We start from the raw sequence: 25,863 nt of genomic DNA, 5'->3' as shown, positions 1-25,863 counted from the left end.
TTAAACACTAAAGTTAGCAAATAAATCACAGATAGAAAGTCCGCGATGACTTTCGTAAGTAGTTTAGAACTAGCAATTAATTATACACATTGTTAGTTGTAGCATAAGTTAGTAGCCGTATATAATATTGGTTTTTACCTTTAAAGATGGCTTGAAAGCGTCATCCCGACCAAAAAGAGGGATCTCATTAAAGTGAGTACCCCCTATTGTTGAGATGTCTCATCACTCATACTTCATGCTATCGACATGGCACCCTATTGATTTTTAGTTAATTTATAAAACTCAGGTTACACTAAATTTTTATGAAAGGTATACACCATTTTTGCTAATTTCGCCGCTTAAAATTATTTGTATGATTACGGTAGATCAATTAACGGTTGAGTTTAGTGGTAACACCCTGTTTAGTGACGTTTCGTTTGTAATTAACGAGAACGATAAAATTGCCTTAATGGGTAAAAATGGCGCAGGAAAATCCACCATGATGAAAATTATAGCAGGAGTTTTCAACCCTACTAAAGGAGGTGTTCGCAGTCCGAAAGATACCGTAATTGCTTATTTACCTCAGCATTTGTTAATGGAAGACAATTGCACGGTAAAAGAAGAGGCTTCCAAAGCATTTGCATCTATTTTTGCCATGAAAGCCGAAATGGATGACCTCAACAAACAATTAGAAACCCGTACCGATTACGAATCGGACGATTATATGAAAATCATTGAGCGTGTTTCAGATTTAGGAGAAAAATTCTACGCGTTAGAAGAAATAAACTACGAAGCAGAAGTAGAGAAAGCTTTAAAAGGATTAGGTTTTAAGCAAGAAGATTTTGAAAGAGCAACCTCAGAATTTAGTGGTGGTTGGCGTATGCGTATTGAGTTGGCGAAAATCTTACTGCAAAAACCCGATTTAATTTTGTTAGATGAGCCTACCAACCACGTAGATATCGAATCGGTAATTTGGTTGGAAAACTTCTTATTGAACAAAGCCAAGGCAGTAGTAGTAATTTCGCACGATAAAGCGTTTATCGATAACATTACCAACAGAACCATTGAGGTTACCATGGGAACGGTTCACGATTACAAAGCGAACTACTCACACTATTTAGAGTTGCGTAAAGAACGTCGTGCACACCAGTTAAAAGCCTACCAAGAACAACAAAAGTTTATAGCCGATACCAAAGCGTTTATCGAGCGTTTTAAAGGAACCTATTCGAAAACGAATCAGGTAGCTTCTCGTGAGCGTATGTTAGAAAAATTGGTTCCTGTAGAGATTGATGAAGTAGATACCTCAGCATTAAAACTGCGTTTTCCACCATCACCACGTTCGGGAGACTATCCTGTAAAAGTAGAAGGATTGACGAAACAATACGGAGACTTAACCGTGTTTAAAGATGCAAGTTTTTCTATAGCTCGTGGAGAAAAAGTATCGTTTGTAGGTAGAAACGGAGAAGGAAAATCGACCATGATTAAAGCAATTATGGGGGAAATAGATTTTGAAGGTGAATGTGGTTTAGGGCACAATGCCAAAGTGGGCTACTTTGCACAAAATCAAGCGTCGTTGTTAGACCCTGAATTAACAATTTTCCAAACAGTAGATGAGGTTGCTGAAGGTGATGTTCGAACGCAAATCAAAAATATATTAGGTCGTTTTATGTTCTCGGGTGATGATTTAGAAAAGAAAGTAAAAGTACTTTCTGGTGGAGAGAAAACCCGTTTAGCAATGGTAAAACTCTTGTTAGAACCAGTAAACCTATTGATATTAGATGAACCTACAAACCACTTAGATTTAAAATCAAAAGAGGTAATTAAAGAAGCCTTATTGCACTTCGATGGAACGTTGATTTTAGTATCGCACGACCGTGATTTCTTACAGGGCTTATCTCAAAAAGTATTTGAATTTAAAGACCAACGCGTTATCGAACACTTTGAAACGATTGATGCATTTTTAGAGCGTAATAATATTAAAGCGTTAAAGGAGATAGATTTGTAGAAAAAGTCATCACGACTGCTAGTGAAGCAATCTGTCTGTTGGTAGAGAGATTATTTCAGTCGTACACTCCTTCGTAGTTGTAAAGATTAACCAATTAGCTAACAGAGTTTTATATTTTTTCTATATGAATAAACATAGATAATTTAACTCTAGTCAGAAGCTATTTATAGAAGTATCAGTTTTTGATTTGTGAGTACGAACAAGTAAAAAATAAAGTACATTCTCGCTATCATTTTATAAAAGAACTTTATGAAGCTAATAGCACAGATAGAGGTACTTTTTTAAAGTATTACAATCGCTTTAAGTAAAGTGATAATCAAAAAGATTTATTACCTCAAAAAAGAGGTCTTAAATGGAAAGCAAGAAGATTCCTGTACACGTGTTGCTTGGGTAGAGTTAACAGAAGGTTTAACTGTATTAACAAAAATGTTTTCTAGACTTAGAGGTTTTAATATTCTTGCCAGTCATTATAATATTAAATTCAAGAAAGTTTTAACAGATAATGGTCTTGAATTTGAAAAAAACAAAGTAAAACATCCTTTTGAAAGAAGAAGTATTACAATATATTTATTATTATAATCAAGAAAGACCACACCAAGGTTTAAATAGTATGACTCTTAATATTTTTAACCAAAAATGTCAACGAATTAGTTAACCTTTACAATTTCGATAGAACGATTTTATAAGCGACGAGAAGTCTTAAACATAGGAATTACTTCTGTTATTGAAATTTAGCTTTACTGAATCTTACAATTTATCCTCGTACGTCGTTCGGAATGAAGGTAATATCATTGATGACATCCTTCACATATTTTAACACGTAAAACAATGCGCTTATAGTAATCCTTTATTTCTCTTGTTTTATATTTATTAAATTCGCATCCAAAAACTAACTTTATGAGTAACAATATTAAATTAAATTTCATAAACAAGTCAAATGATGTCAATAACAGCAGTGTTGTAATTTTTCAAAAGAATATTGCTGACAATTTTGATAAGCCTACTACTGCATGGAAAGTAATTCACAAACCAAAAAGTATGGACAACCACCCTATCGATTACACTACTAACTTTCAAATTGCTACTAGTGATTCTCATGGAAATAACACGCCTAAATTAACAGCACATAATGGAAGTGCTTTTGAAGTGGTTGAAAATACCACTGGAGATGTTTTACAAAATTCTTCAACTCCAGCAATGAATCTAGAAGAAATAGAAGTACGAAACAATTTAACACGAGGCGCTATTAATGCGAACTGTTACAGAAATGGTAAGTTATTAGCTAGCAAGATTAATGTTTCACCGGGGCAAAAAGCGGTTTTTAAATTTAACCCTAGTATCTACATTGGTACTGCTTCTGAAATTGAAGAAGGAGAATTTCTTAATTCAGCTATTATTTCACAAATTAACACAGAAATTAACCTATTGGGTATTAACAGTGCTGATATTGTTATGACTGGTGGTGGTTCTGAACCTTTTAAGTTTAGTTTGGAGAATGTAAGATAGTGGCTTAATAATAAGAGCTATTTTACTGAATGAGGTTTAGCTTCGCTTAACCTTACGGTTTCTCCTCGTTCCTCGTTCGTAATGACAGTAATATGAACGTCATAGCGAGGAGTGCCAACAGCTTGGCTATCTCACTCTCGACAGGCAGGTTACTTCTTTACTACTTGTAAATGACGCTTTTCCGTCATTACATAGGAGATTACGACTGAGAAAACTCAGCAATAAGAGTTACTCGCCTGAATGAGGTTTCTTATATTTATTCGAAATGACGGAATATAGAATGACGCATACTTTTTTAACAGCATTTCATTTATAAACTGTAAATTTGCCGTCTTGAAAACAGCTATCGTCATATTAAACTGGAACGGAAAAAAATTGCTTGAGCAATTTTTACCTTCTGTCTTTAATTTTAGTTCTGAAGAAGCGGAAGTGTATGTCGCTGACAATGCTTCGACAGACAATTCTATTGCGTTTGTTAAACAACATTTTCCTTCTGTAAAAATTGTAGAGAATGTCGAAAATGGTGGGTATGCTAAAGGTTACAACGATGCACTACAGCATATTGACGCCGATGTATATTGTTTAATAAATTCTGATATTGAAGTCACTAAAAACTGGTTAACTCCTATTATTGATACTTTTAAAAAGGAGCCTAACACAGCTATTATTCAACCTAAAATTTTAGATTTTAAAGACCAATTGAAGTTTGAATACGCTGGTGCAGCTGGTGGATTTATTGATGCTTTTGGATATCCGTATTGTCGTGGTCGTTTGTTTAATGATTTGGAAACTGACAATGGACAGTTTAACGATACTGCCGAAATTTTTTGGGCATCAGGTGCTTGTTTTTTTATTCGCTCAGCTGTTTTTTATCAATTGAATGGTTTTGATGAAGATTTTTTCGCCCATCAAGAAGAAATTGATTTGTGTTGGCGTGCTAAAAACAATGGACATACTATAAAGTATGTGGGAACTTCAACTGTATATCATGTTGGTGGTGCTACATTGGATACTTTGAATCCTAGAAAAACGTTTTTAAATTTTAGAAATAGTTTGCTTAACTTAGTTAAAAATCTACCATCGGTAAAATTGTTTCCAATCATTTTTTCTCGTTTAGTATTGGATGGTTTGGCAGGTCTTAAATTTGTAATGGAAGGAAAGCCTGAACATTTATTAGCAATTTTAAAAGCTCATTTTAGTTTTTACATGTATCTCTCTAAGTTTCTAAAAAAGAGGGATAGGTTAACTAAAAACTCAAATTACTACCAACATAAATCCATTGTTTGGCAGTACTATGCTAAAGGCAGAAAACAGTTCAACAAATTGAAGTAATTATTTAAGCTTGATTCTCTTTTTATTTTCAAACCTAAATTCTTTTAATTCTTCTAGTTCTTTTATTATTCTTTCTTTCCATTCTTTAATTTTATTTTCATCTTGACCTCTCTTTGTTTCATTTACAAACTTTAATCTTCTCGATGAAAATTCAGCAATTATTTCATTGCTAATTTCATTAACAATTGTAAAGCCTTTAGCAATTTTTCTTTTATTTAACAATAATCTTCTCCTAAAATGTCTAGTACAAATTTCTGCTAAATCAAATTGAAGTTGTTGAAACAGTAGTTGTTTATCAATATTTGAAATATTGTCTGTATCAATCCAAGAAGCATTTCCTACAAAAATGTTTAAAACTCTATTATTAAAATTCTTCTTAAAAAAATCGAATCCTTTAACTTGATGTGAAATCAAGAATTGACTAACAATCACTTCATTGTAAGCATCCGACTTTTTTAATTTATAATCCTTAACCGTTAATTTACTATCATTGCTCCATAGCTTTTGTCCCTCTGATAACTCTTGTGAATTACAATTGACCGACACTAAGAAGAATATTAAAATTAACACAAAATTTTTTCTCTTCATTTTACAAAATATCTAGACTTCCTTTTCCTTCACGCAGCACTTCTGGCTCATCGGTTGTTAAATCTATTACGGTAGACGCATAGTTATCTCCATACCCACCATCAACCACAACATCTACAATATTTTGCCATTTCTCAAAAATTAATTCAGGGTCTGTAGTGTATTCTAACACTTCATCTTCATCATGGATAGAAGTGGATACTATAGGGTTTCCTAAGGCTGCTACAATAGCTCTTGCGATATTATTATCGGGTACACGAATACCTACCGTTTTACGTTTTTTATAGGCTTTAGGGAGTGAATTGCTTCCTGGTAATACAAAAGTATACGGCCCTGGTAGTGCTCTTTTTAAAATTTTATAAGTGGTAGTATTAATTTGTTTTACATAATCTGACAAATGACTCAAATCATTACAAACAAATGAAAAATTGGCTTTTTCTGGCTTTACTTTTTTTATTCTTGCTACTTTTTCTAGTGCTTTAGTGTTGGTTATGTCGCAACCTAATCCGTATACAGTATCTGTTGGATAAATAATCAATCCGCCATTTTGTAAAACTTTTACAATTTTTTCAATCTCTTTTGGATTGGGATTGTCGTTATACAATTTTATAAATTGTGCCATAGCTTAATAATTACCAAAGTCAAAATCATCTAGACTTTCAAAGTTATTAAATTCATCATCAATTTCATCATCTATATCTTTTGAAAAATCTTCTACTTTAAACTCTTTTTCTGGAGCTTCTTCTGGTAGCTCACCTACAGATAAAATCATTTTCGTTTCAGTAAGTATTTCATTTGATTGCTCTATTACCTCTACATAAAATGTCCACATTTGCAAGAAATCATACACATAAATCAACTTATCGTGTTGACTAGGTAAAGTTTCATTTAAAAAACAAGTAGCCATTGAAATTCCTTCTCCTGCTTCTGACATATTAAACAAAGGGATTTCTTCTCCTTGGTTCCACTCTTCATCGGTACGGTAAAAAGATGCCATTTCTTGTCCGTTAAAACCAAACGCTTTTGCGATATCAAAATGTAGGTTTTCTAACGAAGCTTTTTCATTTACTATGAGTGTTCGTATTACATCTTCTTTTGTATCTAAAATTACGCGTACTTTATACATTCTATCATTTTTATTCAATGCAAAAATACGTATTTTTGAATGATAATTTTCTAGTAACAATGAACAAACAAGAATCTCTCACAATCTTAAATAGTTACAATACAAACACTTTAATGGAAACTCTAGAAATAGAGTTTGTTAATTTAGGTGATGATTTTATTACTGCTAAAATGCCAGTGACTCCAAAAGTACACCAACCTTATGGAATATTGCACGGCGGAGCCACGGCTGCCTTAGCAGAATCGGTTGGTAGTTGTGCCTCCGCTTTTTTCTTAAGAGATTCAGCTAAAATTGTAAAAGGAATTGAACTAAGCATAAACCACATAAAAAGTAAAAGAGAAGGGTATGTTTTTGCTACTGCTAAAGCAATTCATAAAGGTAGAACTACGCATTTGTGGGAAGTACGAATTGTTGATGAAGATGATAATTTGGTTTCTCTTTGTAAGATTACCAATATTGTTTTAGATAAAGAATAGCATGAAATTGCTAAAAAAAACCTTACAATTTATTGGAATTACTCTCTTTGTAATCTTCCTTATTTTGTATTATTTGTTTTGGAGTTTTTCTGCTCCGAAATCTGACTCCAAAGTACTTGAAAAGTTTGTTGATAGTTCTGTTCTGCCTATACTTATTCATAAAAACTTTAAAGGATTTGAATACAGAAAACTTTCCATTGTAAAAGACACCACTTTACCTACACTTGTTTTTGTTCATGGAACCATAGGTTCTTCTACCGATTTTATTGAATACATGAAAGACAGTATATTGCTTAGCAAAGCTAATATGATTTCTTACGACAGAGTTGGTTATAATTATCAAGATAAAAATACTGTACAAGAAAGTATTGCTTTTGAACGCGATATGTTAAGTAGTATTTTACAAGATATAAATACTGATAAAATAATTTTAGTGGGGTATTCTTATGGTGGCCCTATTGCTTTGGCCATACAGCAAAAGGTTCGTAAAGTAATTTTATTGGCACCTGCTGTGTATAGTAAAGTAGAGCCTATGCCTTGGTCTTTAAACCTATACAAGTGGAAGCTTACCCGATGGCTTGTTCCTTCTGTTTGGCAAGAAGCAAGCAGAGAAAAATTATCTCATAAACAAGATTTACGACTTTTTGAAAATAGTTGGAAGTCTACTCCTAACAGAATTGTAAGTATTCATGGAACCAGTGATTGGATTGTTCCTTTTGAGAATTCTACTTTTTTAGAACATCAGTTTCCTAAAAATCAGTTTGAATTGATTCGTATTCCTGATGCTGGTCATGGATTTATTTGGAGTAAATTTGACGATATTAAACAACTTTTAATACATCAATTAGATTGAATATTTTTTTAAAAATAGAAGAAACCTTACAAAAACAATTACCTTTTGTTGCCTATAGAAAACCTAATACTTCTGTACTAAAGGGAAGGTTCCAAAAAAACAATAATTTAATTACTTTAAAAAATTACAGCGAGAGCGGGTTCATTTTTGCCCCTTTTGACAGTAGTGAGAAGGCAATTATAATTTCTGAAGAGCAATCTGACTTTTACCAAGAGGAGATAACTCTCAATAACATTTTTATTGATGATACAACTTACCCTGCTGATTCTTCTTCCGAAGAAAATCATACTCAATTAGTTGAAAAGGGAGTTCAAGCCATCAACAACAAGCTATTTAAAAAGGTAGTACTTTCTAGAAAAGAAAAAATTGAAGTATCTGATTTTAACCTTATTCAAACTTTTCAAAAATTGTTATGCAACTACCCTACTGCTTTTGTATATGTATGGTATCATCCAAAAGTAGGTTTATGGCTAGGTGCTACTCCTGAAACTTTAGTTAGTATTCAAAACAATCAATTTACCACAATGTCATTGGCAGGGACGCAAGTTTATAAAGGAACGACTAATGTTACCTGGCAAACTAAAGAAATAGAAGAACAACTGTTTGTTACTGATTATATTTCTGAAAGATTATCAAGTGTCTCTTCAAAAATTACAACATCAGAAATTGAAACTATTAAAGCTGGTAAATTACTTCATTTAAGAACTATTCTTAGCGGTAAATTAAAAACTAATACTGCTGCTTTGATTAAAACCTTACACCCTACTCCAGCTGTTTGCGGATTGCCTTTAGAGGCTTCAAAACAATTTATTTTAGAGAATGAAAATTATCATAGGGGTTTTTATACAGGTTTCTTAGGTGAGTTAAATATTAACACTAATGAAAGTAATTTGTTTGTTAATCTTCGTTGCATGCAAATCGTTGATCATATCGTTTACATTTATGTTGGTGGAGGAATTACACAAGATAGTAACGCTATAAAAGAATGGCAAGAAACGGTAGCTAAAACAACTACCATGAAAAAAGTTTTATAGATAAACACCTATTAAAAAACTTCTTGTAATGAAAGTTAGTTTTCTATTATATATATCAAGACACAGCAGAAGCAGCTTTGACATTTAAACTGATGAAACAGTATAAGTAGTTTTGGTATTAACTAGTAAAGCTTGCTATACCATTTAGTATGAATAAAAAATATAAAACCACCAATTGTTGTAAAACAAATGGCGGTTTTAATGTGTAAATTGAATTTGAATTGATTTTTTTCTGCCTAAATTCATTCATTATTAAACACAAATATATAACTTGTATTTAAAAGGGTATGCAAAACAGTTTCTTCTGCTTAAATATCGTCGAAAGAAACATCCGTAAAGCTTTCAGTAGAGGTAGCTTCTGTTGGTTCATTTTCTTCTTTTTTGTAATCTTTTTGATGACGTTCACTAATTACCTCAGACCCCTTTTCATTAACAATAAAGTCTGTTGCTTTATTTAGCATTTCTTTAAAGTCAGTAAAATCTTCTTTGTATAAGTAAATTTTGTGTTTTTGATAATGAAAAGAACCATCATCATGAGTAAATTTCTTACTCTCTGTTACTGTTAAATAATAGTCATCTGCTTTTGTAGATCTAACATCAAAAAAATAAGTTCTTCTTCCTGCTCTTAAAACTTGTGAAAAGATTTCTTCTTGTTCAACTCTCTCGCTCATAATTCGCTACTTAAAATAATAGTTGTTTACTTAAAATTTCTCAACAAATCTAACAAAATATTTGACTTGGCAATACGAAATGTTATATTTCTTTTTCTAAAAGTTGTTGCTCAAATAATTCTTTATAATAACCGTTCTCTTTTACCAATTGATTATGAACACCTTGTTGAACAATCTTACCGTTATCTAATACAATAACTTTATCTGCATTTTTAGCTGATGATACTCTGTGACTTATAATAATGGTTGTTTTATCACTAGATACTCTCTCTAAGTTTGTTAAAATTTGTTCTTCTGTCTCTGTATCTACAGCCGATAAACAATCATCAAAAATTAAAATTTTAGGGTTCTTTATAATTGCTCTTGCAATAGAAGTTCGTTGCTTTTGACCTCCGGAAAGTGTAACACCACGTTCTCCTAAAATAGTTTTGTATCCTTTTTTAAAATCGATAATATTTTCGTGGATTACCGCATTTTTAGCTGCTTCAATAATTTCTTCTTCTGTGGCGTCTTCTTTACCAAACTTTATATTGTTTTCAATGGTATCTGAAAACAGAAATGGTTCTTGCGGCACAAACCCAATTTGATTTCTTATGTCGTATAAATTACATGTTTTAATATCTTTTTCATCTATCAACACAGTTCCTCCTGTAGTATCATATAATCGCGAAATTAGGTTAATAATTGAGGATTTACCACTTCCTGTTTTTCCTAAAATTGCCAGTGTTTCTCCTTTCTTTACTTTAAAGCTAATATCTTTTAGCGCAGTAATATTTGTATCTTCATAAGTTAAAGAAACATGATTAAACTCAATTTCTCCTTCTATTACCGTTTCATTTTCATTGGTATTTATAATTTCAGGGACTTGTTCTAAAAATTCATTTATTCTTTCTTGAGAAGCTTCTGCTTGTTGCACCATTGAAGTTACCCAACCAACTACAGCTACTGGCCATGTTAAAATGTTTACATACATTACAAATGCTCCAATGGCTCCTATTTGGATTTCTCCATTTATATACAAAATGCCTCCAACATATAACACTATAATATTACTTACTCCTATTAAAAATATCATTAATGGAAAAAATAATGCTTGTACCTTATATAGACTTATATTTTTATCTTTACTAGCATCTGCCAACGTATCAAAATTTTTAATAACCGCTTTTTCTATTGCATATGACTTTACGACATTAATACCAGAAAAGAATTCTTGATTAAAAGTAGTTAACTTTGATAAGTATTGCTGAACCACCGTGCTTCTTTTATTTATCTGTTTACTCAAAATAAAAACTGATATCGATAACACAGGAAATGGTATCATCGTATACAAAGTAAGTTTTGGTGAAATTGCATACATTTGAGTAAAACCAATAATAAACGATACTAACATATTTAATGAATACATAATGGCTGGTCCAAAATACATACGAACTTTGGACACATCTTCACTAATACGATTCATTAAATCTCCAGTTCTATTTTGCTTATAAAAATTAAGAGATAATCGTTGGTATTGTTGGTAAATTTCATTTTTCAGGTCAAACTCTATTAATCGAGACATTACAATAATAGTTTGACGCATTAAAAAAGTAAAAAAACCACCTAGTAAAGTTACCCCAACAATAAGTAGAATATTATTAAAGAGTATATTCTTTACCTCAGACATTTCTGTTATTTTACCCAACTGATAATCTTCTACCACGTTCAAAGAATCACCAACAAAGTCTGGAATTTTAAGTGTCAATATTTTTGATAATATTGTAATTAAAACCCCTAACAACAATCTCCACTTGTATTTAACAAAGTACTTATTTAAGTATTGTAATGCTTTCAATTTTATCTTATTATAGAAATTAAACTTTATAAAGGTTCTTGTTAAAGATACCCTAATTCAGACCTCTTTTTTTGCTTATGTTTTAACGATTTCTTATTTTTGCGCTCGAATTTTTGAGATTACTCAATTCATCTCAAATTAAAAACTAAACAAATGACATCAGAAATCATTGATACTAAAGACCTTAAGAATGACCCAGTGTTTGGTCAATTATCTTTTGATAATCACGAGCAAATTGTTTTTTGCAACGACGAAGATACAGGTTTAAAAGCAATTATTGGTATTCATAACACAACTTTAGGACCTGCTTTAGGAGGTACAAGAATGTGGCAATATAAAAGTGAATGGGAAGCTTTAAACGATGTATTACGTTTGTCTCGTGGTATGACCTATAAGTCTGCCATTACTGGTTTAAACCTTGGTGGTGGTAAAGCAGTTATTATTGGTGATGCTAAAACTCAAAAAAATGACGCTTTAATGCGTAAATTTGGTGAGTTTGTTAATTCTTTAAGTGGAAAATACATTACTGCTGAAGATGTTGGTATGGAAACTCGTGATATGGATATTATTAGAGAAGTTACTCCCCATGTAACAGGTATTTCTGAAAGTATAGGCGGATCTGGAAACCCTTCTCCTGTAACTGCTTATGGTGTTTATATAGGAATGAAAGCTGCTGCTAAATATAAGTTTGGAACTGAAAACTTAGATGGAAAAAAAGTTTTAGTACAGGGTGTAGGTCATGTTGGAGAAACTTTAGTGAAGTATATTACCGACGAAGGTGCTCAGGTTATCTTAAACGATATTAATGAAGCTCGTTTAGAAGAGTTAAGCAAAAAATATGGTGCTAATGTAGTATTAGGAAATGATATTTACGGATTAGACCTTGATATTTATGCTCCTTGTGCTTTAGGTGCTACTATTAATGATGAAAGTATTGCACAACTTAAAGCTAAAGTAATTGCGGGTGCTGCTAACAACCAATTAGCAAACGAATTGAAGCACGGTATGATGTTAAAAGAAAAAGGAATTGCATATGCACCCGACTTCTTAATCAACGCTGGTGGTATTATTAATGTGTATGCAGAAGTTGAAGGTTATGACAAAGCAGAAAGTTTAAAGAGAACTGAAAACATCTATAACACTACATTAGAAATTTTTAATTTATCAGACAAAGAAAATATTACTACACATCAAGCTGCTTTTAATATTGCACAAGTAAGAATTAATGCTCGTAAAAAAGAGCAAAATAGCTAGATAAAAAACAAAAAAGTTTTACTTTTGCAGAGCGTTAGAAATAGTTTCTATCGCTCTTTTTTTTAAAGTTCTTTAAAATGATTAATAGAAGACATATTCGAGTTAAAGTAATGCAATCAGTTTATGCAATGCAACAATCACATAGTGATGATTTAGTTAAAGAAGAAAAATTCTTAAAGCATAGCATTCAAAAAATGTACGACTTGTACGTTTTAAATCTTCAATTATTAGTTGAGATGCAAAAATTAGCTCATAAAAGAATAGAGCTTTCTAAGAAAAAGATACTTGCTACCAAAGAAGAACTAAACCCTAACACAAAATTTATAGATAATAAGCTAATAAACTTACTTAACGAAAGTGTAAGTTTAGAAGGCTACGTTGAGCTTAACAAGCTTAATTACTGGGATCTTGACGATGAATATGTGAAAATTCTATTAGATGAGTTGCAAAAAAGTGATCTTTATAAAAAATACATGGACACTATTGAAGACTCTTTTAATGTAGATAAAGCTTTTGTGATTGATTTTTTTAGAGAAATAGTAGCTCCTAATGAAAAATTAGCTGACTATTTTGAAGATAAAATGATTTCTTGGGTAGATGACATTCCTTTTGTTAACACATGGATTCTTAAATCTTTAAATAAACAAAAAGCTAACAAACCTTTTATTTTAGGAAGCTTGTATAAAGACAACGAAGATAAAATATTTGTTTCTGACTTATTCACTAAAACGGTATTACATCAACACAAATATGAAGAAGATATAAAAGAAAAAACACCTAACTGGGAAGCTGACAGAATTGCTGATATTGATATGATTATTATTAAAATGGCTATCTCTGAGTTTTTACACTTTTCTTCTATTCCTAGTAGAGTTACCATAAACGAATATATTGAATTAGCAAAAGACTATTCAACAAGCAAAAGTGGCTACTTTATTAATGGTGTTTTAGATAAATTATCAAAAGATTACCTAAGCTCTAACAAGATGGTTAAAATTGGTAGAGGTTTATTATAATAAATTATTATTTTTACAACGAATTAAAAATTTTTTACAATGAAAAAAATAGCAGTTATAGTAGTTTTTATTGTTTCTTCAGGAATGTTAGTTTCTTGCGGACAAGGAAATGCTTCATCAAAGGTTAAAAAAGAAAATATTGAAAACGCTGAAAAAAGAGACAACTCTATTAACTTAGGTGCTCCTGTTATTTCTTTTGATAAGGAAGAATTTGACTTTGGCACTGTTAGCGAAGGAGATGTTGTTGAAACTACCTTTGTAGTAACAAATACAGGTAAAAGCGATTTAATTATTACCAATGCAAAAGCATCTTGTGGTTGTACTGTTCCAAGTTGGCCTAAAGAAGCAATTGCTCCTGGTGAAACTGGAAACATTGAAGTTAAGTTTAACACGAGTGGAAAACCAAACAAACAATCCAAATCTATAACCTTAACTACCAATACTGAAACAGGTAGAGAAGTTATCAAGATTTCTGGAATGGTAACCCCTAAAAAGAAAGAAGCATAATGTTTATAACCATTTTTTTACAAGCTAGCTCACAAGAAAATTTAATGAACATGCTTCCTTTTGTGGCAATGATAGCCGTTTTTTACTTTTTAATTATTCGTCCGCAAATGAGACGTCAAAAAAAGGAAAAACTATTTCAAACTGAAATTAAAAAAGGGGCTAAAATAGTTACTACTAGTGGTATTCACGGTAAAATTTTAGAAATAAACGACACCGATAATACTGTAACTATTGAAACAGGAGCTGGAAAAATTAAGTTTGAACGTTCTGCCATTTCAATGGAATTGAGCAAAAAGTACGCTACCGAAAGTAAAAAGTAACAGTACATAAAAAACAAAAAAGAGAGCTCATGAGCTCTCTTTTTTGTTTTTTATGTAGATTGCATCAATAAACTATTCTTTGAAAACAAAATTTAACATACCTAAAACTTTTTTTGGTTTTTTAACCGCTTCTATATTTTTTTGGCTGCTTATAAACCTTTCTAAAGAGTACGATACTACTATTGAATATGATATTGAGTATGAAAAACTCCCTCAACAAAAAATATTACTAGAAGCACCTATTAATAAACTTGCTTTAAAACTAAAAAGTAGCGGATATAATTTACTTGTAGCCAGTTTTAACCACACTCCTATTCAATTAGATTTAAATAAAGCTTTTAAAAAAAGAGATCATAATTACTATTTTTTATCTAAAAATATATCTTCAGACATAAAAGAGCAACTAAAATCTGGTATTGAACTAATTGAAATTCAAAAAGACACAATTCCTATAAAAATTGGTACATTAAGTTCTAAAAAAGTTCCTTTAAAACCTAATTTAAACATCAGTTTTCAGTTAGGTTATGACTTTTCTAAACCAATAACAATTAGTCCTGATAGTGTTTTAATTTCTGGTGATGAAGATTCTATTAAAAAAACTGAGTTTTTAAACTTAAAAAATATCACTTTAGAAAACCTATCAAAAAACACAAAAGTTACTACTCCTATCCTTTTTCCTGAAAATATAGATCTTAAATCAAATTATTCATTTGCAGAAATTAATATTGAAGTTGATAAGTTTACTGAAGGAGAAATAGAAGTACCTGTATTTGTTAAAAATGCACCTAAAGGAATTAATATCTTTCCCAAAAAAGTAAAAGTAATTTTTAAAGTTGGGTTACAAAACTTTAATGAGGTTACTCCAGATTCATTTAAAGTTGAATGCGATTATAGTCAAACTGAAAATAAAGAAACAAGTTATCTTACTCCAAAAGTAAAAAATTTCCCTAAAACAGTTACTTTAGTAAGAGTGGTTCCTAATAAAATTGATTTTTTAATATACGAATAATTATGATAGTGGGATTAACAGGTGGCATAGGCAGTGGTAAATCTACCGTAGCTAAAATGTTTTCGGAATTTAAAAAAATAGCTATTTACATTGCTGATGATGAGGCTAAAAAACTCATGAATACTTCTGTAGAAATTAAAAAGCAGTTAGTTTCTGAATTTGGAGAAAAAACCTATATCGAAGATAAATTAAATAGACCTTACTTAGCAGCTATAGTTTTTAAAGACAAAAAAAAGCTAACTATACTTAATTCTATAGTACACCCAGTAGTAAACAATCACTTTCAAAATTTCATAAAGCAAAATACTGATAAGGATTATATATTATATGAAAATGCTATACTTTTTGAAAATAAAAATGATTTTTTTTGTGATAAAATCATTACGGTAACTGCTCCACTAGAAATAAGAATTAACAGGGTTGTAAAAAGAGACAACTCTACTAAAGAGGAAGTTCTAAACAGAATTAAAAACCAGTGTAGTGAAACAAAAAAGACACTCCAATCTAATTATATTATTGAAAACATTACACTTACAAAAACAAAAGAACAAGTATTAAAAATTCACAATTATTTAACAAAAGGATTTGCTTAATTTACGTTTTGTTAATTTTTTATGTTAAAATTGTCTTAATTTTACAATAACTTTGTTAATATAAGTTAAAACATTACCCCCCTATATTTTATTAATTTATTTTTGAATAATGGGTAAGAAAATCTTTATTCTTATTGTTGTTTTAATGAGTATTTCTTTAATAGGAATTATATCTATTCAAGTGTACTGGATTAAGGATGCCATAAAAAACAAACATCAACAATTTAAAAACAATGTAACAATTGCTTTGGCTCGTACCTCTGAAAGTATAAAAGATAGAGAGCACCAAGAGTTTTTACAAAATTACCAAGAGTTCTTTGAAAACAACAAGTTAAGAACGGATGCTGAAATAACAACGTTTCTCTTTCAACAAGTAGACACTATAAGTAAAAAAAAGTTCACTTTTGGAAATACTATCTTAGAAGAAAGTATAAAAATACCAAGTGAATTTGTAGACAATGATTCTATTGTTATAAAGCGTTATTCAGGCAAAGAAGATGTTTATTTTTCTCAAGTAATAAAATCAGAAAACAGAGACTTTAAACCTTTTTTAAATGAAAATAGATTCTCTGTTTACAAAAGCTACGACAACTTAAATAATGAGGTTATGGAACGTGCTTTTAGAGAAAGCAAACGCATATACCCTATTAATCAACGCATAAGCAATCAAGAATTAAACAATACGCTTAAAGATGAACTTGCTAAAATGAGTATTAATCAAGATTTTAAGTATGTAGTTTATGAAGATGGATTAGCAACACAGTTAAAGTCTGGATATTTTAACATACAACCAGAAGATATAAATTATCCTCTTCTTGAAGATGAAAACGGGAATAGTAAATATAAGTTATATGTAAAATTTCCTGATGAGAAAAAAAATCTGCTTTCTGGCATGATGAAGGTATTGATACTTTCTTTATTTTTTATAGGAATTATTATCGCTGCTTTTTCAACATCTTTATATCAGCTTATTCGTCAAAAAAAGATATCTGAAATAAAAACAGATTTCATTAACAATATGACACATGAGTTTAAAACACCTATTGCTACTATTAATTTAGCTTTAGACGCTATTAAAAACCCGAAAATCATATCTGATGAGGATAAAGTGAAGCGTTATGTTCAAATGATTAGAGATGAAAACAAACGCATGCATGGACAAGTAGAAAATGTATTACGAATTTCAAGATTAGAGAAAAACCAACTTGAAATTAGTAAGGATGCCATAGATATGCACGACATAATAGAAGAAGCAATTGAACATATTCAGTTATTAACTGATGATAAAAAGGGAACTGTTACAGCACATTTTAAAGCTATTTCAACAGAAGTTTTAGGAAATCAACTTCACCTAACAAATGTCGTTGTAAACATATTAGAAAACGCATTAAAATACTCAGAAAACACACCAAAAATTGATGTTTTTACTGAAAACACAAATAAATACTTTATCTTTAAAGTAAAAGACGAAGGCATAGGAATGAGTAGAAATGCTCAAAAATATGTATTTGATAAATTTTATAGAGAACATAAAGGAAACATCCATAATGTAAAAGGCCATGGCCTAGGATTAGCTTATGTAAAAGAAATTATAGAAAGCCACCAAGGCACCGTACATATTGAAAGTGAAAAAGATATAGGAAGTACATTTACAGTTAAAATACCATTAATATAAAAGAGTAAAGAGATGGAGAGCAAAAAAATATTATTAGTAGAAGACGATCCTAATTTTGGAACGGTTCTAAAAGATTATTTAGCATTAAATGATTACAATGTAACACATGCTAAAGATGGAATAGATGGTTTAATTATGTTTAAAAATGCAGAATATGATTTGTGTATTTTAGATGTTATGATGCCTCGTAAAGATGGTTTCTCTTTAGCTGAAGACATTAGATCTACAAATAAAAAAATTCCAATTATTTTCTTAACAGCAAAAACACTCAAAGAAGATGTTTTAAAAGGATATCAAGTTGGAGCAGATGATTACTTGAACAAACCGTTTGACTCTGAAGTTTTATTACATAAAATTAAAGCTATTTTACAACGTAAAGAAACTGAAAAAACAAATGATAGTGATGAGTTTGAATTTAAAATCGGGGGATTTGATTTTAACTCAAAACTACGCCATTTAATATACAAAGGCGGTGAACCTCAAAAGTTATCTCCCAAAGAAAGTAAACTTTTACGAATGTTAGCTATTCATAAAAACGATTTAATGCCTCGTGAACTAGCCTTAACAAAAATATGGAGAGATGATAACTACTTTACATCTCGTAGTATGGATGTTTACATTGCTAAACTTCGTAAATATTTAAAAAGTGATGAAAATGTTGAAATTTTAAACATTCACGGTGAAGGTTTTAGACTTATTGACAATAAATAGAACTATTTATTATACTTTTTTATAAAACAACAAAAGACTTATTGATTTCAAGAAGTCTTTTCTTTTTTATACATTGTAACAATAATTTATATCAATCGTCAAATACATATAATCAACAAAAACCAAAATAGCTTGGAAACAATTTTATCAATTCAAAACCTCGATAAAAAATACGGAAAAGTTCATGCCGTAAATAATCTTTCTTTCGATATTCAAAAAGGAAATGTTTATGGTATACTAGGTCCTAACGGAAGTGGAAAATCTACCACTTTAGGAATCATTTTAAATGTAGTTAACAAAACCTCTGGTAACTTTAGCTGGTTTAATGGCAAATTATCTACACACGAAGCATTAAAAAAAGTAGGAGCCATTATAGAACGCCCAAATTTTTACCCTTACATGAGTGCAGTTCAAAACCTACAATTAATTTGTAAAATAAAAGGTGTTTCTTATGAGATGATAGATGAAAAGCTGAAAATTGTAAATCTTTTTGAACGCAGAAATAGTAAATTTAAAACTTACTCTTTAGGTATGAAGCAACGTTTAGCAATTGCTTCAGCATTATTAAATGACCCAGAAATTTTAATTTTAGATGAACCTACAAACGGATTAGATCCACAAGGTATTCATGAAATTCGTCAAATAATTAAAGATATTGCTAAAAATGGAACAACAATTTTACTTGCTTCTCACTTACTTGATGAAGTAGAGAAAGTGTGTTCGCATGTTGTCGTAATAAGAAATGGTATAAAATTATACAGTGGTAGGGTTGATGAAATGTCTGCTTCTAACGGATATTTTGAACTTCAAGCAAGTAATCAAAATGAATTAAAAAAATTATTAGAAAACCATGCTTCAATAGGAAATATTAAAGAAGAAAATGGAATTTTAATTGCCAATCTGGCTTCTGAATTATCTGCTTCAGAAATCAATAAATTTTCATTTGAGAATGGTATTTCTCTTTCACATTTAGTAAAACGTAAACCTAGTTTAGAACAACAGTTCTTAGATCTAACCAACAACTTATAAACCTACATTATGCTACGACTTTTAAATATAGAGTTTCATAAACTAAAATACAACAGAGCTAGTAAAGTTCTTTCTATTATATATTTTGCACTATTAACATCTATAGCCTTAATTGCTGCGATTAAATTTGATATTGGCCCCATTAAATTTCACTTGGCTGAACAGGGTATTTTTAACTTCCCTTATATCTGGCACTTCAATACTTATATGGCTGCTATTTTTAAATTTTTCTTACTATTGGTTATTGTATCAATGATGGCTAATGAATATAGTTATAAGACTTTAAAACAAAATTTAATAGACGGCTTAAGTAAAAAAGAATTTGTTCTTTCAAAATTTTATACTGTTATAGCTTTTGCTTTTATCTCTACCATATTTGTATTTATTGTTTCTTTAATTCTTGGAGCTATGTATTCTGATTTTAATGAAATTTCTATTATTTTTTCAGATTTAGATTATTTACTTGCTTTTTTTATTAAACTTTTAGGTTTTTTCTCTTTTGGATTATTTTTAGGAATCTTAATTAAACGCTCTGCCTTTGCTGTAGCTGCCATGATTGTTTGGTTAATTGTAGAAAGCTTAATTAAAGGATATTTATACTGGACGTTTAGAAGTGTAAAAACAGGTGTAGATGAAGCCGTAAACTCTATTATGCAATTTTTTCCTTTGGAATCAATGGCTAATTTAATTAAGGAACCTTTTACACGATTAGGAGCAGTTAAATCTGTAGCCAATCAAATAGGAGAAAATTTCACAAAAGACTATTCAGTCAGTTTATTAAATATTGCAATTGTTTTAATATGGACTGCTATTTTTATTTATTCATCATATGCTTTGTTAAAAAAACGTGATTTATAGAGGGTTTTATGTAATTTAGTTGTTTTATTTGTATAACAAATTTAATTTGAATGAAAAAACAACTATTACTGGTATTTTTTATTATATCCTCAATTTCTCTTTACTGTCAAAAAGAAGCTAATTTTTGGTATTTCGGAAAAAATGCAGGCCTTGACTTTAACTCTGGTGCTCCCATCTCTCTTCAGGATGGCTTACTAAGTACTGATGAAGGATGTTCAAGTATCTCCGATGAAAATGGAAACCTTTTATTTTATTCTGACGGAATAAAAGTTTGGACAAAAAATCATGAGTTAATGAAATATTCTGATGGTAGTTTGGCAAACAACCTAGAAGGAAATCCCTCCAGTTCACAATCTGGTTTAATTGTTCCGAATCCAGAGGATAAAAATATTTATTACATATTTACGGTAGGGACTGATTTTATACCTTTCAATGCTACCTACCCTAGTAACCCTGGTTTTAATTTTTACACAATTAATATATCTAAAGGAAATGGTGGTGAAATTATTGCTGGTCCTGTTAATCTATCTGATGGTAGAGATTTTCAATGGTCAGAGAAAGTTACCGCTGTACAAGGAAGTAACTGTACCGAAATTTGGATACTATCTATAGTACAAAATACTTTCTATGCATATAAAATAGATAAAAATGGAGTAGATGCTAATAACCCGGTGACTTCATTTTCTTCTTATTCATTAATAGATAAAAGAGGATATTTAAAAGTTTCTCCTGACGGAACTAAAGTCGCTTTAGCCGATTTTACCAACGATGGAAGAGGTAGATTAGTTTTATATGACTTTGATAACACTACAGGTAAAGTTGCATCTAATAGATTAGTACTTACCAATGGCCCTGTAGATGGCTCTCCCTATGGTGTAGAGTTTTCACAGCAGTCAAGAAAATTATATACTTCTTTATATCACGAAAGCAGCGGTTCTTTTAGAATATTTCAATACGACTTATTAGATGCCAATATACTTCAAACAAAAACTCAAATTCATCAAGAGCCAGGATACAGAGGTGCTTTACAACTAGCCCCTAACGGAAAAATTTATGCTTCAATTCCTGACAAATCATACTTAGGAATTATTGAAAACCCAGAAGAAGATGCTAGTAATGTAATATTTACCTCAAACGCTGTAGACTTAGGAGGAGCTACATCTTCTCAAGGGCTTCCTCCATTTATTCAATCATTTTTTGCGCCTGTTAAATTAGTTAATTTATCTAATAATGAGGTTTTAAATAATAATAATCAAGTTTTTTGTATTGGAAATTCTTATACTATTGAACCAGAAAAAAATAACCCTAGCGATACTTACACTTGGCTTAAAGATGGTGTAAAAGTAGCAAATACAAGAAGTTTAACGATAGATAACACAAATTTTGGTAGTGGATTGTATGAAATTAAAATAGAATCTGCTACTGAATGTAAAAAAACATATACAGGTCAGGTTCAAATTTATTTCGAGCCTAAACCTACTATTAATAAAATAGACACCTATATTCAATGTGATTTTGACAGTAACCCTCTTGATGGCTTTACTTCTTTTAACCTTGAATTACTAGAACCTTTATTAGTAAATGACTTTACTGATATTTCTATAGCATTTTTTGAAATATCTGATGTTAATTATTCTACACCCCTAAATAAAAACAACTATGTTAACTCAGTAGCAACAAACCATTCTATTACAGTAAAAGTTACCAATAATACAACACAATGTTATAAAACAGAGATTGTTGATTTACAAGTAAATCCTACTGGATTGACTTCTTATACTGATGAATATATTTGTGAGTTAGACCAAAACGCTTCAAACCCAAATGCAAAATTTAGCATTGGTACTGGTGATAGTTTTTTTGATTTTTCTTTAAAAACGCAACAAATCATCTCTAATTCTGGAGGAGTCCTATCAGAAGCTACTCATGATTTTGAATATTATCGAACTGCTAATGATGCTTCTTTGCAAATAAATCAAATTCTACCTCCATACGAAGACGATTTATTTACTAATAATTCTGATGTTTATGTTAGAATTTCGAATAAAGGAGTCACATCTTGTGAAGCTGTAGGCAATTTTAAAATTTTTGTAGAAGAAATTCCTGTACCTCAAGGTAACTTAAATGATATTATTTTATGTGTTGATAACCCAAGACTTAATCCTCAACCTCATACAGTTCCTTTAAATGCTGATACAGGAAACCCAAACGACACTTACAAATGGTATTTAAACGGTAATTTACTCTCCGGAGAAACAGCAGCAATTCATACTGCCAATACTGGAGGAGAATATAAAGTTGAAGCTTATAGAAAATACCCTAATATTTCTGAAGATTGTATGGGATATAACACATTTTTTGTAAAAGAATCAAATCAGGCATTAATTATCAATGTGCAATCTGTAGATGATCAAGATAATCCAGATGGTAATAAAATTCAAATCCTAATAGAAGGAATAGGTGATTATGAATATGCCTTAAACAGTACTAACCTTAGTGATTTTGTAAAAGATGAGGAAAACCTTTCATATACCTTTACTGATATTCCTCCTGGGTTAAACGCTATTTCTATTAGAGATCGAAATGGTTGCGGTATTGTAACATCTAATAAAATTTCAACCGTTTATTTTCAACGCCATTTTACACCAAACGGAGACGGACATTTTGATACATGGAAAGTCTTAGGAGTTGATAACGATTATTACGATGTTGTTAAAGTTCAAATTTTTAATCGTTTTGGAAAACTCATTAATGAAATTACTGACAAAAATCACTCTGGATGGAATGGGGTATACAATGGTACTATTCTTCCTTCTAATGATTACTGGTATAATGCTGAACTAATTGATTCTAACGGAAAAATAAGAAAAAAAACTGGGCATTTTTCACTACTTAGAAAATAGATTACACGCTATGAAAAAGTTAATTGTTTTAAGTTTATTGTTTACTTACATACCTCTATTTGCTCAAAATGATTGCTCTGATGCTATTGTTGTTTGTGGTAATAGTGGTTTTCAAAACCTAAATGCCACAGGAGTAGGTGTTCAAGAACTTTTTGATTCTAATACTTGTTCTAGTCAAGAAAATAATAGCTTATGGATTAAAATTAAAATTGATCAAGGAGGAACATTGGGTTTCACCTTAACTCCAACTAATCCCGATGGCAGTCATAATACTGATATTAATATCGATTTTGATTTTTTTATATTTGGTCCAAACGTAAACTGTGGAAACATCGGTCAAGCCATACGTTGTTCTACTACAAACCCTGCAGCAAGTAACCAAGGAAACAACCTAACAGGTATTAAAAGCTCTGAAACGGATGTCTCTGAAGGCCCAGGTGCGCTAGGTAATAGTTTTGTAAGTTCTTTAAATGTTAACGATAATGATTCTTATTTTCTAGTTATTGATAGACCTATAGGTAATAGTAGCTTTAAAATTGATTGGACCGGTAGTGCTACTTTTAATAAACCTCCAACAATTAATACTCCAACAGTTGGTCAATCATACGACTTAGAAAAATGTGATAGCGATGGTATCTTTGATAACAGTACAAATTTTGACCTGACTGTCAATGACAATTCAATATTAAATGGTCAAACAGATGTTAAAATCAGTTATCATTTAAGCAATAATGATGCTCAAACTAATACAAACCCTATAACAAATCCAAGTACCTTTAAAAATACAAGTAATCCTCAAAAAATATTTGTAAGATTAACAAACATAAATTCCGAATGCTTTTCTGTAACCGATTATAATATTACTGTAAATAACACCGTAAATATTACCTCTCCAACTAACTACGTTGTGTGCGATGACATTAATAGTGGAAATAATACCGATGGTTTATATGCTTCATTTTTACTATCTTCAAAAGACAGTGAAATTTTGGGAACACTAGATCCAAATACACATAAAGTAAGTTATCACCAAAATCTTTCGGATGCACAAAACGCTTTAAACCCCATAAATAAAAACACTTTTTTTACAAACACTAAAAAAGATACCCAAACTATTTTTATCAGGGCTGAAAACGACTTTGGATGTTTAAATACTGCTACTAGCTTTGATTTAATAGTAACGCCTGTTCCTGATTTTGTTACATTACAACCATACCAACAATGTGATTTTGACGCTAACCCTACCGACGGGATTACTATATTTAACCTACAAAGTAAAGAAGCTGAAATATCAAACAACAACACTAATGTTTCTGTTCTTTTTTTTGAAAATCAAACTGACTTTGACAACAACTCTCCTATAACATTACCAAATAATTACACTAACATAACCCCATTCAGTCAAAACTTACTTGTAAAAATTATAGATAACACAACGCAATGTTTTAATTCAGGAAGCTTAGATTTAACTGTTAACTCTTCAGGCCTCAGTACATTTGATGATATGTACTCGTGTGAATTAGACATGAATGCTTCAAACCCAAATGCCAAATTTAGTATTGGTACTGGTAATACTTTTTTTGATTTCGACATAAAAAGAAATGATATTATTACTAAATCTAATGGAGCTTTAACAACCTCTACACATTCTATTGAATTTTACAGAACATCTAGTGATGCTTCCTTAGAAACAAACAAAATTCTACCTCCTTATGAAGACGATTTATTTACTAATAACGCAGAGGTATTTGTAAGAATTATGTCAAAAAATAACAATGCTTGTGAAAGTGTGGGTAGGTTTAACCTACATGTTGAAAACCTTCCTGTACCTCAAGGAGATTTGGGTAATATTGTTTTATGTATTGATAATCCAAGACTTAGCCCCCAACCTCATACAGTTCCTTTAAATGCTGATACAGGAAACCCAAACGACACTTACAAATGGTATTTAAACGGTAGTTTACTCTCCGGAGAAACAGCAGCAATTCATACTGCCAATACTGGAGGAGAATATAAAGTTGAAGCCTATAGAAAATACCCTAATATTTCTGAAGATTGTATGGGATATAACACATTTTTTGTAAAAGAATCAAATCAAGCATTAATTATCAATGTGCAATCTGTAGATGATCAAGATAATCCAGATGGTAATAAAATTCAAATCCTAATAGAAGGAATAGGTGATTATGAATATGCCTTAAACAGTACTAACCTTAGTGATTTTGTAAAAGATGAGGAAAACCTTTCATATACCTTTACTGATATTCCTCCTGGGTTAAACGCTATTTCTATTAGAGATCGAAATGGTTGCGGTATTGTAACATCTAATAAAATTTCAACCGTTTATTTTCAACGCCATTTTACACCAAACGGAGACGGACATTTTGATACATGGAAAGTCTTAGGAGTTGATAATGATTATTACGATGTTGTTAAAGTTCAAATTTTTAATCGTTTTGGAAAACTCATTAATGAAATTACTGACAAAAATCACTCTGGATGGAATGGGGTATACAATGGTACTATTCTTCCTTCTAATGATTACTGGTATAATGCTGAACTAATTGATTCTAACGGAAAA

24 protein-coding genes are annotated in these 25,863 nt (G+C 30.6%); 19 read left to right on the top strand and 5 right to left on the bottom strand.

Going from position 1 to position 25,863, the window contains the following annotated elements; translation table 11 throughout:
• Positions 1-352: 352 nt before the first annotated feature.
• The 4 genes from ACKTSW_RS02630 (at position 353) to ACKTSW_RS02615 (ending at position 4,822) form a co-directional block, all read left to right on the top strand.
• The gene (locus tag ACKTSW_RS02630; protein WP_408023722.1) at positions 353-1,984 is read left to right on the top strand and encodes an ABC-F family ATP-binding cassette domain-containing protein; all 1,632 of its coding nucleotides are present in this window, start codon (positions 353-355) and stop codon (positions 1,982-1,984) included.
• Positions 1,985-2,293: 309 nt separating this feature from the next.
• Positions 2,294-2,563 (top strand): hypothetical protein, encoded by a 270-nt coding sequence (locus tag ACKTSW_RS02625; protein WP_408023721.1) that lies wholly within the window; start codon positions 2,294-2,296, stop codon positions 2,561-2,563.
• Positions 2,564-2,881: 318 nt separating this feature from the next.
• Entirely contained in the window at positions 2,882-3,490 is a 609-nt protein-coding gene (locus ACKTSW_RS02620; protein WP_408023720.1) for a hypothetical protein, read from the top strand.
• Between the two features lie 333 nt (positions 3,491-3,823).
• On the top strand, positions 3,824-4,822 hold the full coding sequence (locus ACKTSW_RS02615; RefSeq protein WP_408023719.1) for a glycosyltransferase family 2 protein: 999 nt from the start codon (positions 3,824-3,826) through the stop codon (positions 4,820-4,822).
• On the opposite strand, the gene ACKTSW_RS02610 is transcribed toward ACKTSW_RS02615, so the two are convergent.
• Genes ACKTSW_RS02610 through ACKTSW_RS02600 form a run of 3 tightly spaced genes read right to left on the bottom strand, consistent with a single transcriptional unit; the run spans position 4,823 to position 6,536 of the window.
• Positions 4,823-5,410: a hypothetical protein gene (locus ACKTSW_RS02610; RefSeq protein ID WP_408023718.1), complete on the bottom strand. Its 588-nt coding sequence runs from the start codon at positions 5,408-5,410 to the stop codon at positions 4,823-4,825. It lies immediately after the preceding gene.
• Between the two features lies 1 nt (position 5,411).
• Positions 5,412-6,032: an L-threonylcarbamoyladenylate synthase gene (locus ACKTSW_RS02605; RefSeq protein WP_408023717.1), complete on the bottom strand. Its 621-nt coding sequence runs from the start codon at positions 6,030-6,032 to the stop codon at positions 5,412-5,414.
• 3 nt (positions 6,033-6,035) lie between these two features.
• Complete coding sequence (locus ACKTSW_RS02600) at positions 6,036-6,536, bottom strand: IS1096 element passenger TnpR family protein (protein ID WP_408023716.1); 501 nt, start codon at positions 6,534-6,536, stop codon at positions 6,036-6,038.
• Between the two features lie 59 nt (positions 6,537-6,595).
• Here ACKTSW_RS02600 and ACKTSW_RS02595 point away from each other — a divergent pair, with 59 nt between their 5' ends.
• The 3 genes from ACKTSW_RS02595 to ACKTSW_RS02585 are packed head-to-tail and all read left to right on the top strand — an operon-like array spanning position 6,596 to position 8,899.
• Positions 6,596-7,012 carry a PaaI family thioesterase gene (locus ACKTSW_RS02595; protein ID WP_408023715.1) on the top strand — a complete coding sequence of 139 codons (417 nt, stop codon included), beginning with the start codon at positions 6,596-6,598 and terminating at the stop codon, positions 7,010-7,012.
• 1 nt (position 7,013) lies between these two features.
• Positions 7,014-7,865, top strand: coding sequence for an alpha/beta fold hydrolase (locus ACKTSW_RS02590; protein WP_408023714.1), 852 nt, complete (start codon positions 7,014-7,016; stop codon positions 7,863-7,865).
• Complete coding sequence (locus ACKTSW_RS02585; RefSeq protein WP_408023713.1) at positions 7,862-8,899, top strand: chorismate-binding protein; 1,038 nt, start codon at positions 7,862-7,864, stop codon at positions 8,897-8,899. Before ACKTSW_RS02590 ends, ACKTSW_RS02585 begins: the two co-directional genes overlap by 4 nt.
• 308 nt (positions 8,900-9,207) lie before the next feature.
• Here ACKTSW_RS02585 and ACKTSW_RS02580 read toward each other — a convergent pair whose 3' ends face one another.
• Both ACKTSW_RS02580 and ACKTSW_RS02575 read right to left on the bottom strand, forming a co-directional pair.
• Complete coding sequence (locus ACKTSW_RS02580; protein WP_408023712.1) at positions 9,208-9,570, bottom strand: PUR family DNA/RNA-binding protein; 363 nt, start codon at positions 9,568-9,570, stop codon at positions 9,208-9,210.
• Between the two features lie 82 nt (positions 9,571-9,652).
• Positions 9,653-11,407, bottom strand: a complete 1,755-nt coding sequence (locus ACKTSW_RS02575; RefSeq protein WP_408023711.1) for an ABC transporter ATP-binding protein — start codon at positions 11,405-11,407, stop codon at positions 9,653-9,655.
• Positions 11,408-11,560: 153 nt separating this feature from the next.
• On the opposite strand from ACKTSW_RS02575, the gene ACKTSW_RS02570 reads away from it, so the two are divergent.
• The 12 genes from ACKTSW_RS02570 to ACKTSW_RS02515 form a co-directional block, all read left to right on the top strand.
• Positions 11,561-12,661 (top strand): Glu/Leu/Phe/Val family dehydrogenase, encoded by a 1,101-nt coding sequence (locus tag ACKTSW_RS02570; RefSeq protein ID WP_408023710.1) that lies wholly within the window; start codon positions 11,561-11,563, stop codon positions 12,659-12,661.
• A gap of 77 nt (positions 12,662-12,738) precedes the next feature.
• Positions 12,739-13,677, top strand: coding sequence for a transcription antitermination factor NusB (gene nusB / locus ACKTSW_RS02565; RefSeq protein WP_408023709.1), 939 nt, complete (start codon positions 12,739-12,741; stop codon positions 13,675-13,677).
• Positions 13,678-13,716: 39 nt separating this feature from the next.
• Positions 13,717-14,184, top strand: coding sequence for a DUF1573 domain-containing protein (locus ACKTSW_RS02560; protein WP_408023708.1), 468 nt, complete (start codon positions 13,717-13,719; stop codon positions 14,182-14,184).
• Positions 14,184-14,504, top strand: a complete 321-nt coding sequence (gene yajC, locus ACKTSW_RS02555) for a preprotein translocase subunit YajC (protein ID WP_408023707.1) — start codon at positions 14,184-14,186, stop codon at positions 14,502-14,504. Before ACKTSW_RS02560 ends, yajC begins: the two co-directional genes overlap by 1 nt.
• 79 nt (positions 14,505-14,583) lie before the next feature.
• Entirely contained in the window at positions 14,584-15,513 is a 930-nt protein-coding gene (locus ACKTSW_RS02550; RefSeq protein ID WP_408023706.1) for a CdaR family protein, read from the top strand.
• 2 nt (positions 15,514-15,515) lie between these two features.
• Positions 15,516-16,106, top strand: coding sequence for a dephospho-CoA kinase (gene coaE / locus ACKTSW_RS02545; RefSeq protein WP_408023705.1), 591 nt, complete (start codon positions 15,516-15,518; stop codon positions 16,104-16,106).
• Between the two features lie 109 nt (positions 16,107-16,215).
• The gene (locus ACKTSW_RS02540) at positions 16,216-17,781 is read left to right on the top strand and encodes a sensor histidine kinase (protein ID WP_408023704.1); all 1,566 of its coding nucleotides are present in this window, start codon (positions 16,216-16,218) and stop codon (positions 17,779-17,781) included.
• 12 nt (positions 17,782-17,793) lie between these two features.
• On the top strand, positions 17,794-18,492 hold the full coding sequence (locus ACKTSW_RS02535; protein ID WP_408023703.1) for a response regulator transcription factor: 699 nt from the start codon (positions 17,794-17,796) through the stop codon (positions 18,490-18,492).
• Between the two features lie 132 nt (positions 18,493-18,624).
• A complete protein-coding gene (locus ACKTSW_RS02530; RefSeq protein WP_408023702.1) occupies positions 18,625-19,521 on the top strand; it encodes an ABC transporter ATP-binding protein in 897 nt (298 codons plus the stop codon).
• Between the two features lie 9 nt (positions 19,522-19,530).
• Positions 19,531-20,379 carry an ABC transporter permease gene (locus tag ACKTSW_RS02525; protein ID WP_408023701.1) on the top strand — a complete coding sequence of 283 codons (849 nt, stop codon included), beginning with the start codon at positions 19,531-19,533 and terminating at the stop codon, positions 20,377-20,379.
• 50 nt (positions 20,380-20,429) lie between these two features.
• Positions 20,430-23,282 (top strand): T9SS type B sorting domain-containing protein, encoded by a 2,853-nt coding sequence (locus tag ACKTSW_RS02520; protein ID WP_408023700.1) that lies wholly within the window; start codon positions 20,430-20,432, stop codon positions 23,280-23,282.
• Between the two features lie 10 nt (positions 23,283-23,292).
• A partial coding sequence (locus tag ACKTSW_RS02515; RefSeq protein WP_408023699.1) for a T9SS type B sorting domain-containing protein occupies positions 23,293-25,863 on the top strand: 2,571 nt, incomplete at its 3' end.

It is taken from the genome of Tenacibaculum sediminilitoris, assembly GCF_964513795.1.
GTDB lineage: Bacteria > Bacteroidota > Bacteroidia > Flavobacteriales > Flavobacteriaceae > Polaribacter > Polaribacter sediminilitoris.
This window is presented reverse-complemented; position numbering and strand designations above follow the sequence as displayed.

Bases quoted from the DNA above. Each gene is read 5' to 3' on its own strand.
- ACKTSW_RS02630 (WP_408023722.1), top strand. From the start codon at position 353: ATGATTACGGTAGATCAATTAACGGTTGAGTTTAGTGGTAACACCCTG.
- ACKTSW_RS02620 (WP_408023720.1), top strand. From the start codon at position 2,882: ATGAGTAACAATATTAAATTAAATTTCATAAACAAGTCAAATGATGTC.
- ACKTSW_RS02610 (WP_408023718.1), bottom strand. From the start codon at position 5,410: ATGAAGAGAAAAAATTTTGTGTTAATTTTAATATTCTTCTTAGTGTCG.
- ACKTSW_RS02605 (WP_408023717.1), bottom strand. From the start codon at position 6,032: ATGGCACAATTTATAAAATTGTATAACGACAATCCCAATCCAAAAGAG.
- ACKTSW_RS02600 (WP_408023716.1), bottom strand. From the start codon at position 6,536: ATGTATAAAGTACGCGTAATTTTAGATACAAAAGAAGATGTAATACGA.
- ACKTSW_RS02595 (WP_408023715.1), top strand. From the start codon at position 6,596: ATGAACAAACAAGAATCTCTCACAATCTTAAATAGTTACAATACAAAC.
- ACKTSW_RS02590 (WP_408023714.1), top strand. From the start codon at position 7,014: ATGAAATTGCTAAAAAAAACCTTACAATTTATTGGAATTACTCTCTTT.
- ACKTSW_RS02580 (WP_408023712.1), bottom strand. From the start codon at position 9,570: ATGAGCGAGAGAGTTGAACAAGAAGAAATCTTTTCACAAGTTTTAAGA.
- ACKTSW_RS02570 (WP_408023710.1), top strand. From the start codon at position 11,561: ATGACATCAGAAATCATTGATACTAAAGACCTTAAGAATGACCCAGTG.
- nusB (WP_408023709.1), top strand. From the start codon at position 12,739: ATGATTAATAGAAGACATATTCGAGTTAAAGTAATGCAATCAGTTTAT.
- ACKTSW_RS02560 (WP_408023708.1), top strand. From the start codon at position 13,717: ATGAAAAAAATAGCAGTTATAGTAGTTTTTATTGTTTCTTCAGGAATG.
- yajC (WP_408023707.1), top strand. From the start codon at position 14,184: ATGTTTATAACCATTTTTTTACAAGCTAGCTCACAAGAAAATTTAATG.
- coaE (WP_408023705.1), top strand. From the start codon at position 15,516: ATGATAGTGGGATTAACAGGTGGCATAGGCAGTGGTAAATCTACCGTA.
- ACKTSW_RS02540 (WP_408023704.1), top strand. From the start codon at position 16,216: ATGGGTAAGAAAATCTTTATTCTTATTGTTGTTTTAATGAGTATTTCT.
- ACKTSW_RS02535 (WP_408023703.1), top strand. From the start codon at position 17,794: ATGGAGAGCAAAAAAATATTATTAGTAGAAGACGATCCTAATTTTGGA.
- ACKTSW_RS02525 (WP_408023701.1), top strand. From the start codon at position 19,531: ATGCTACGACTTTTAAATATAGAGTTTCATAAACTAAAATACAACAGA.
- ACKTSW_RS02520 (WP_408023700.1), top strand. From the start codon at position 20,430: ATGAAAAAACAACTATTACTGGTATTTTTTATTATATCCTCAATTTCT.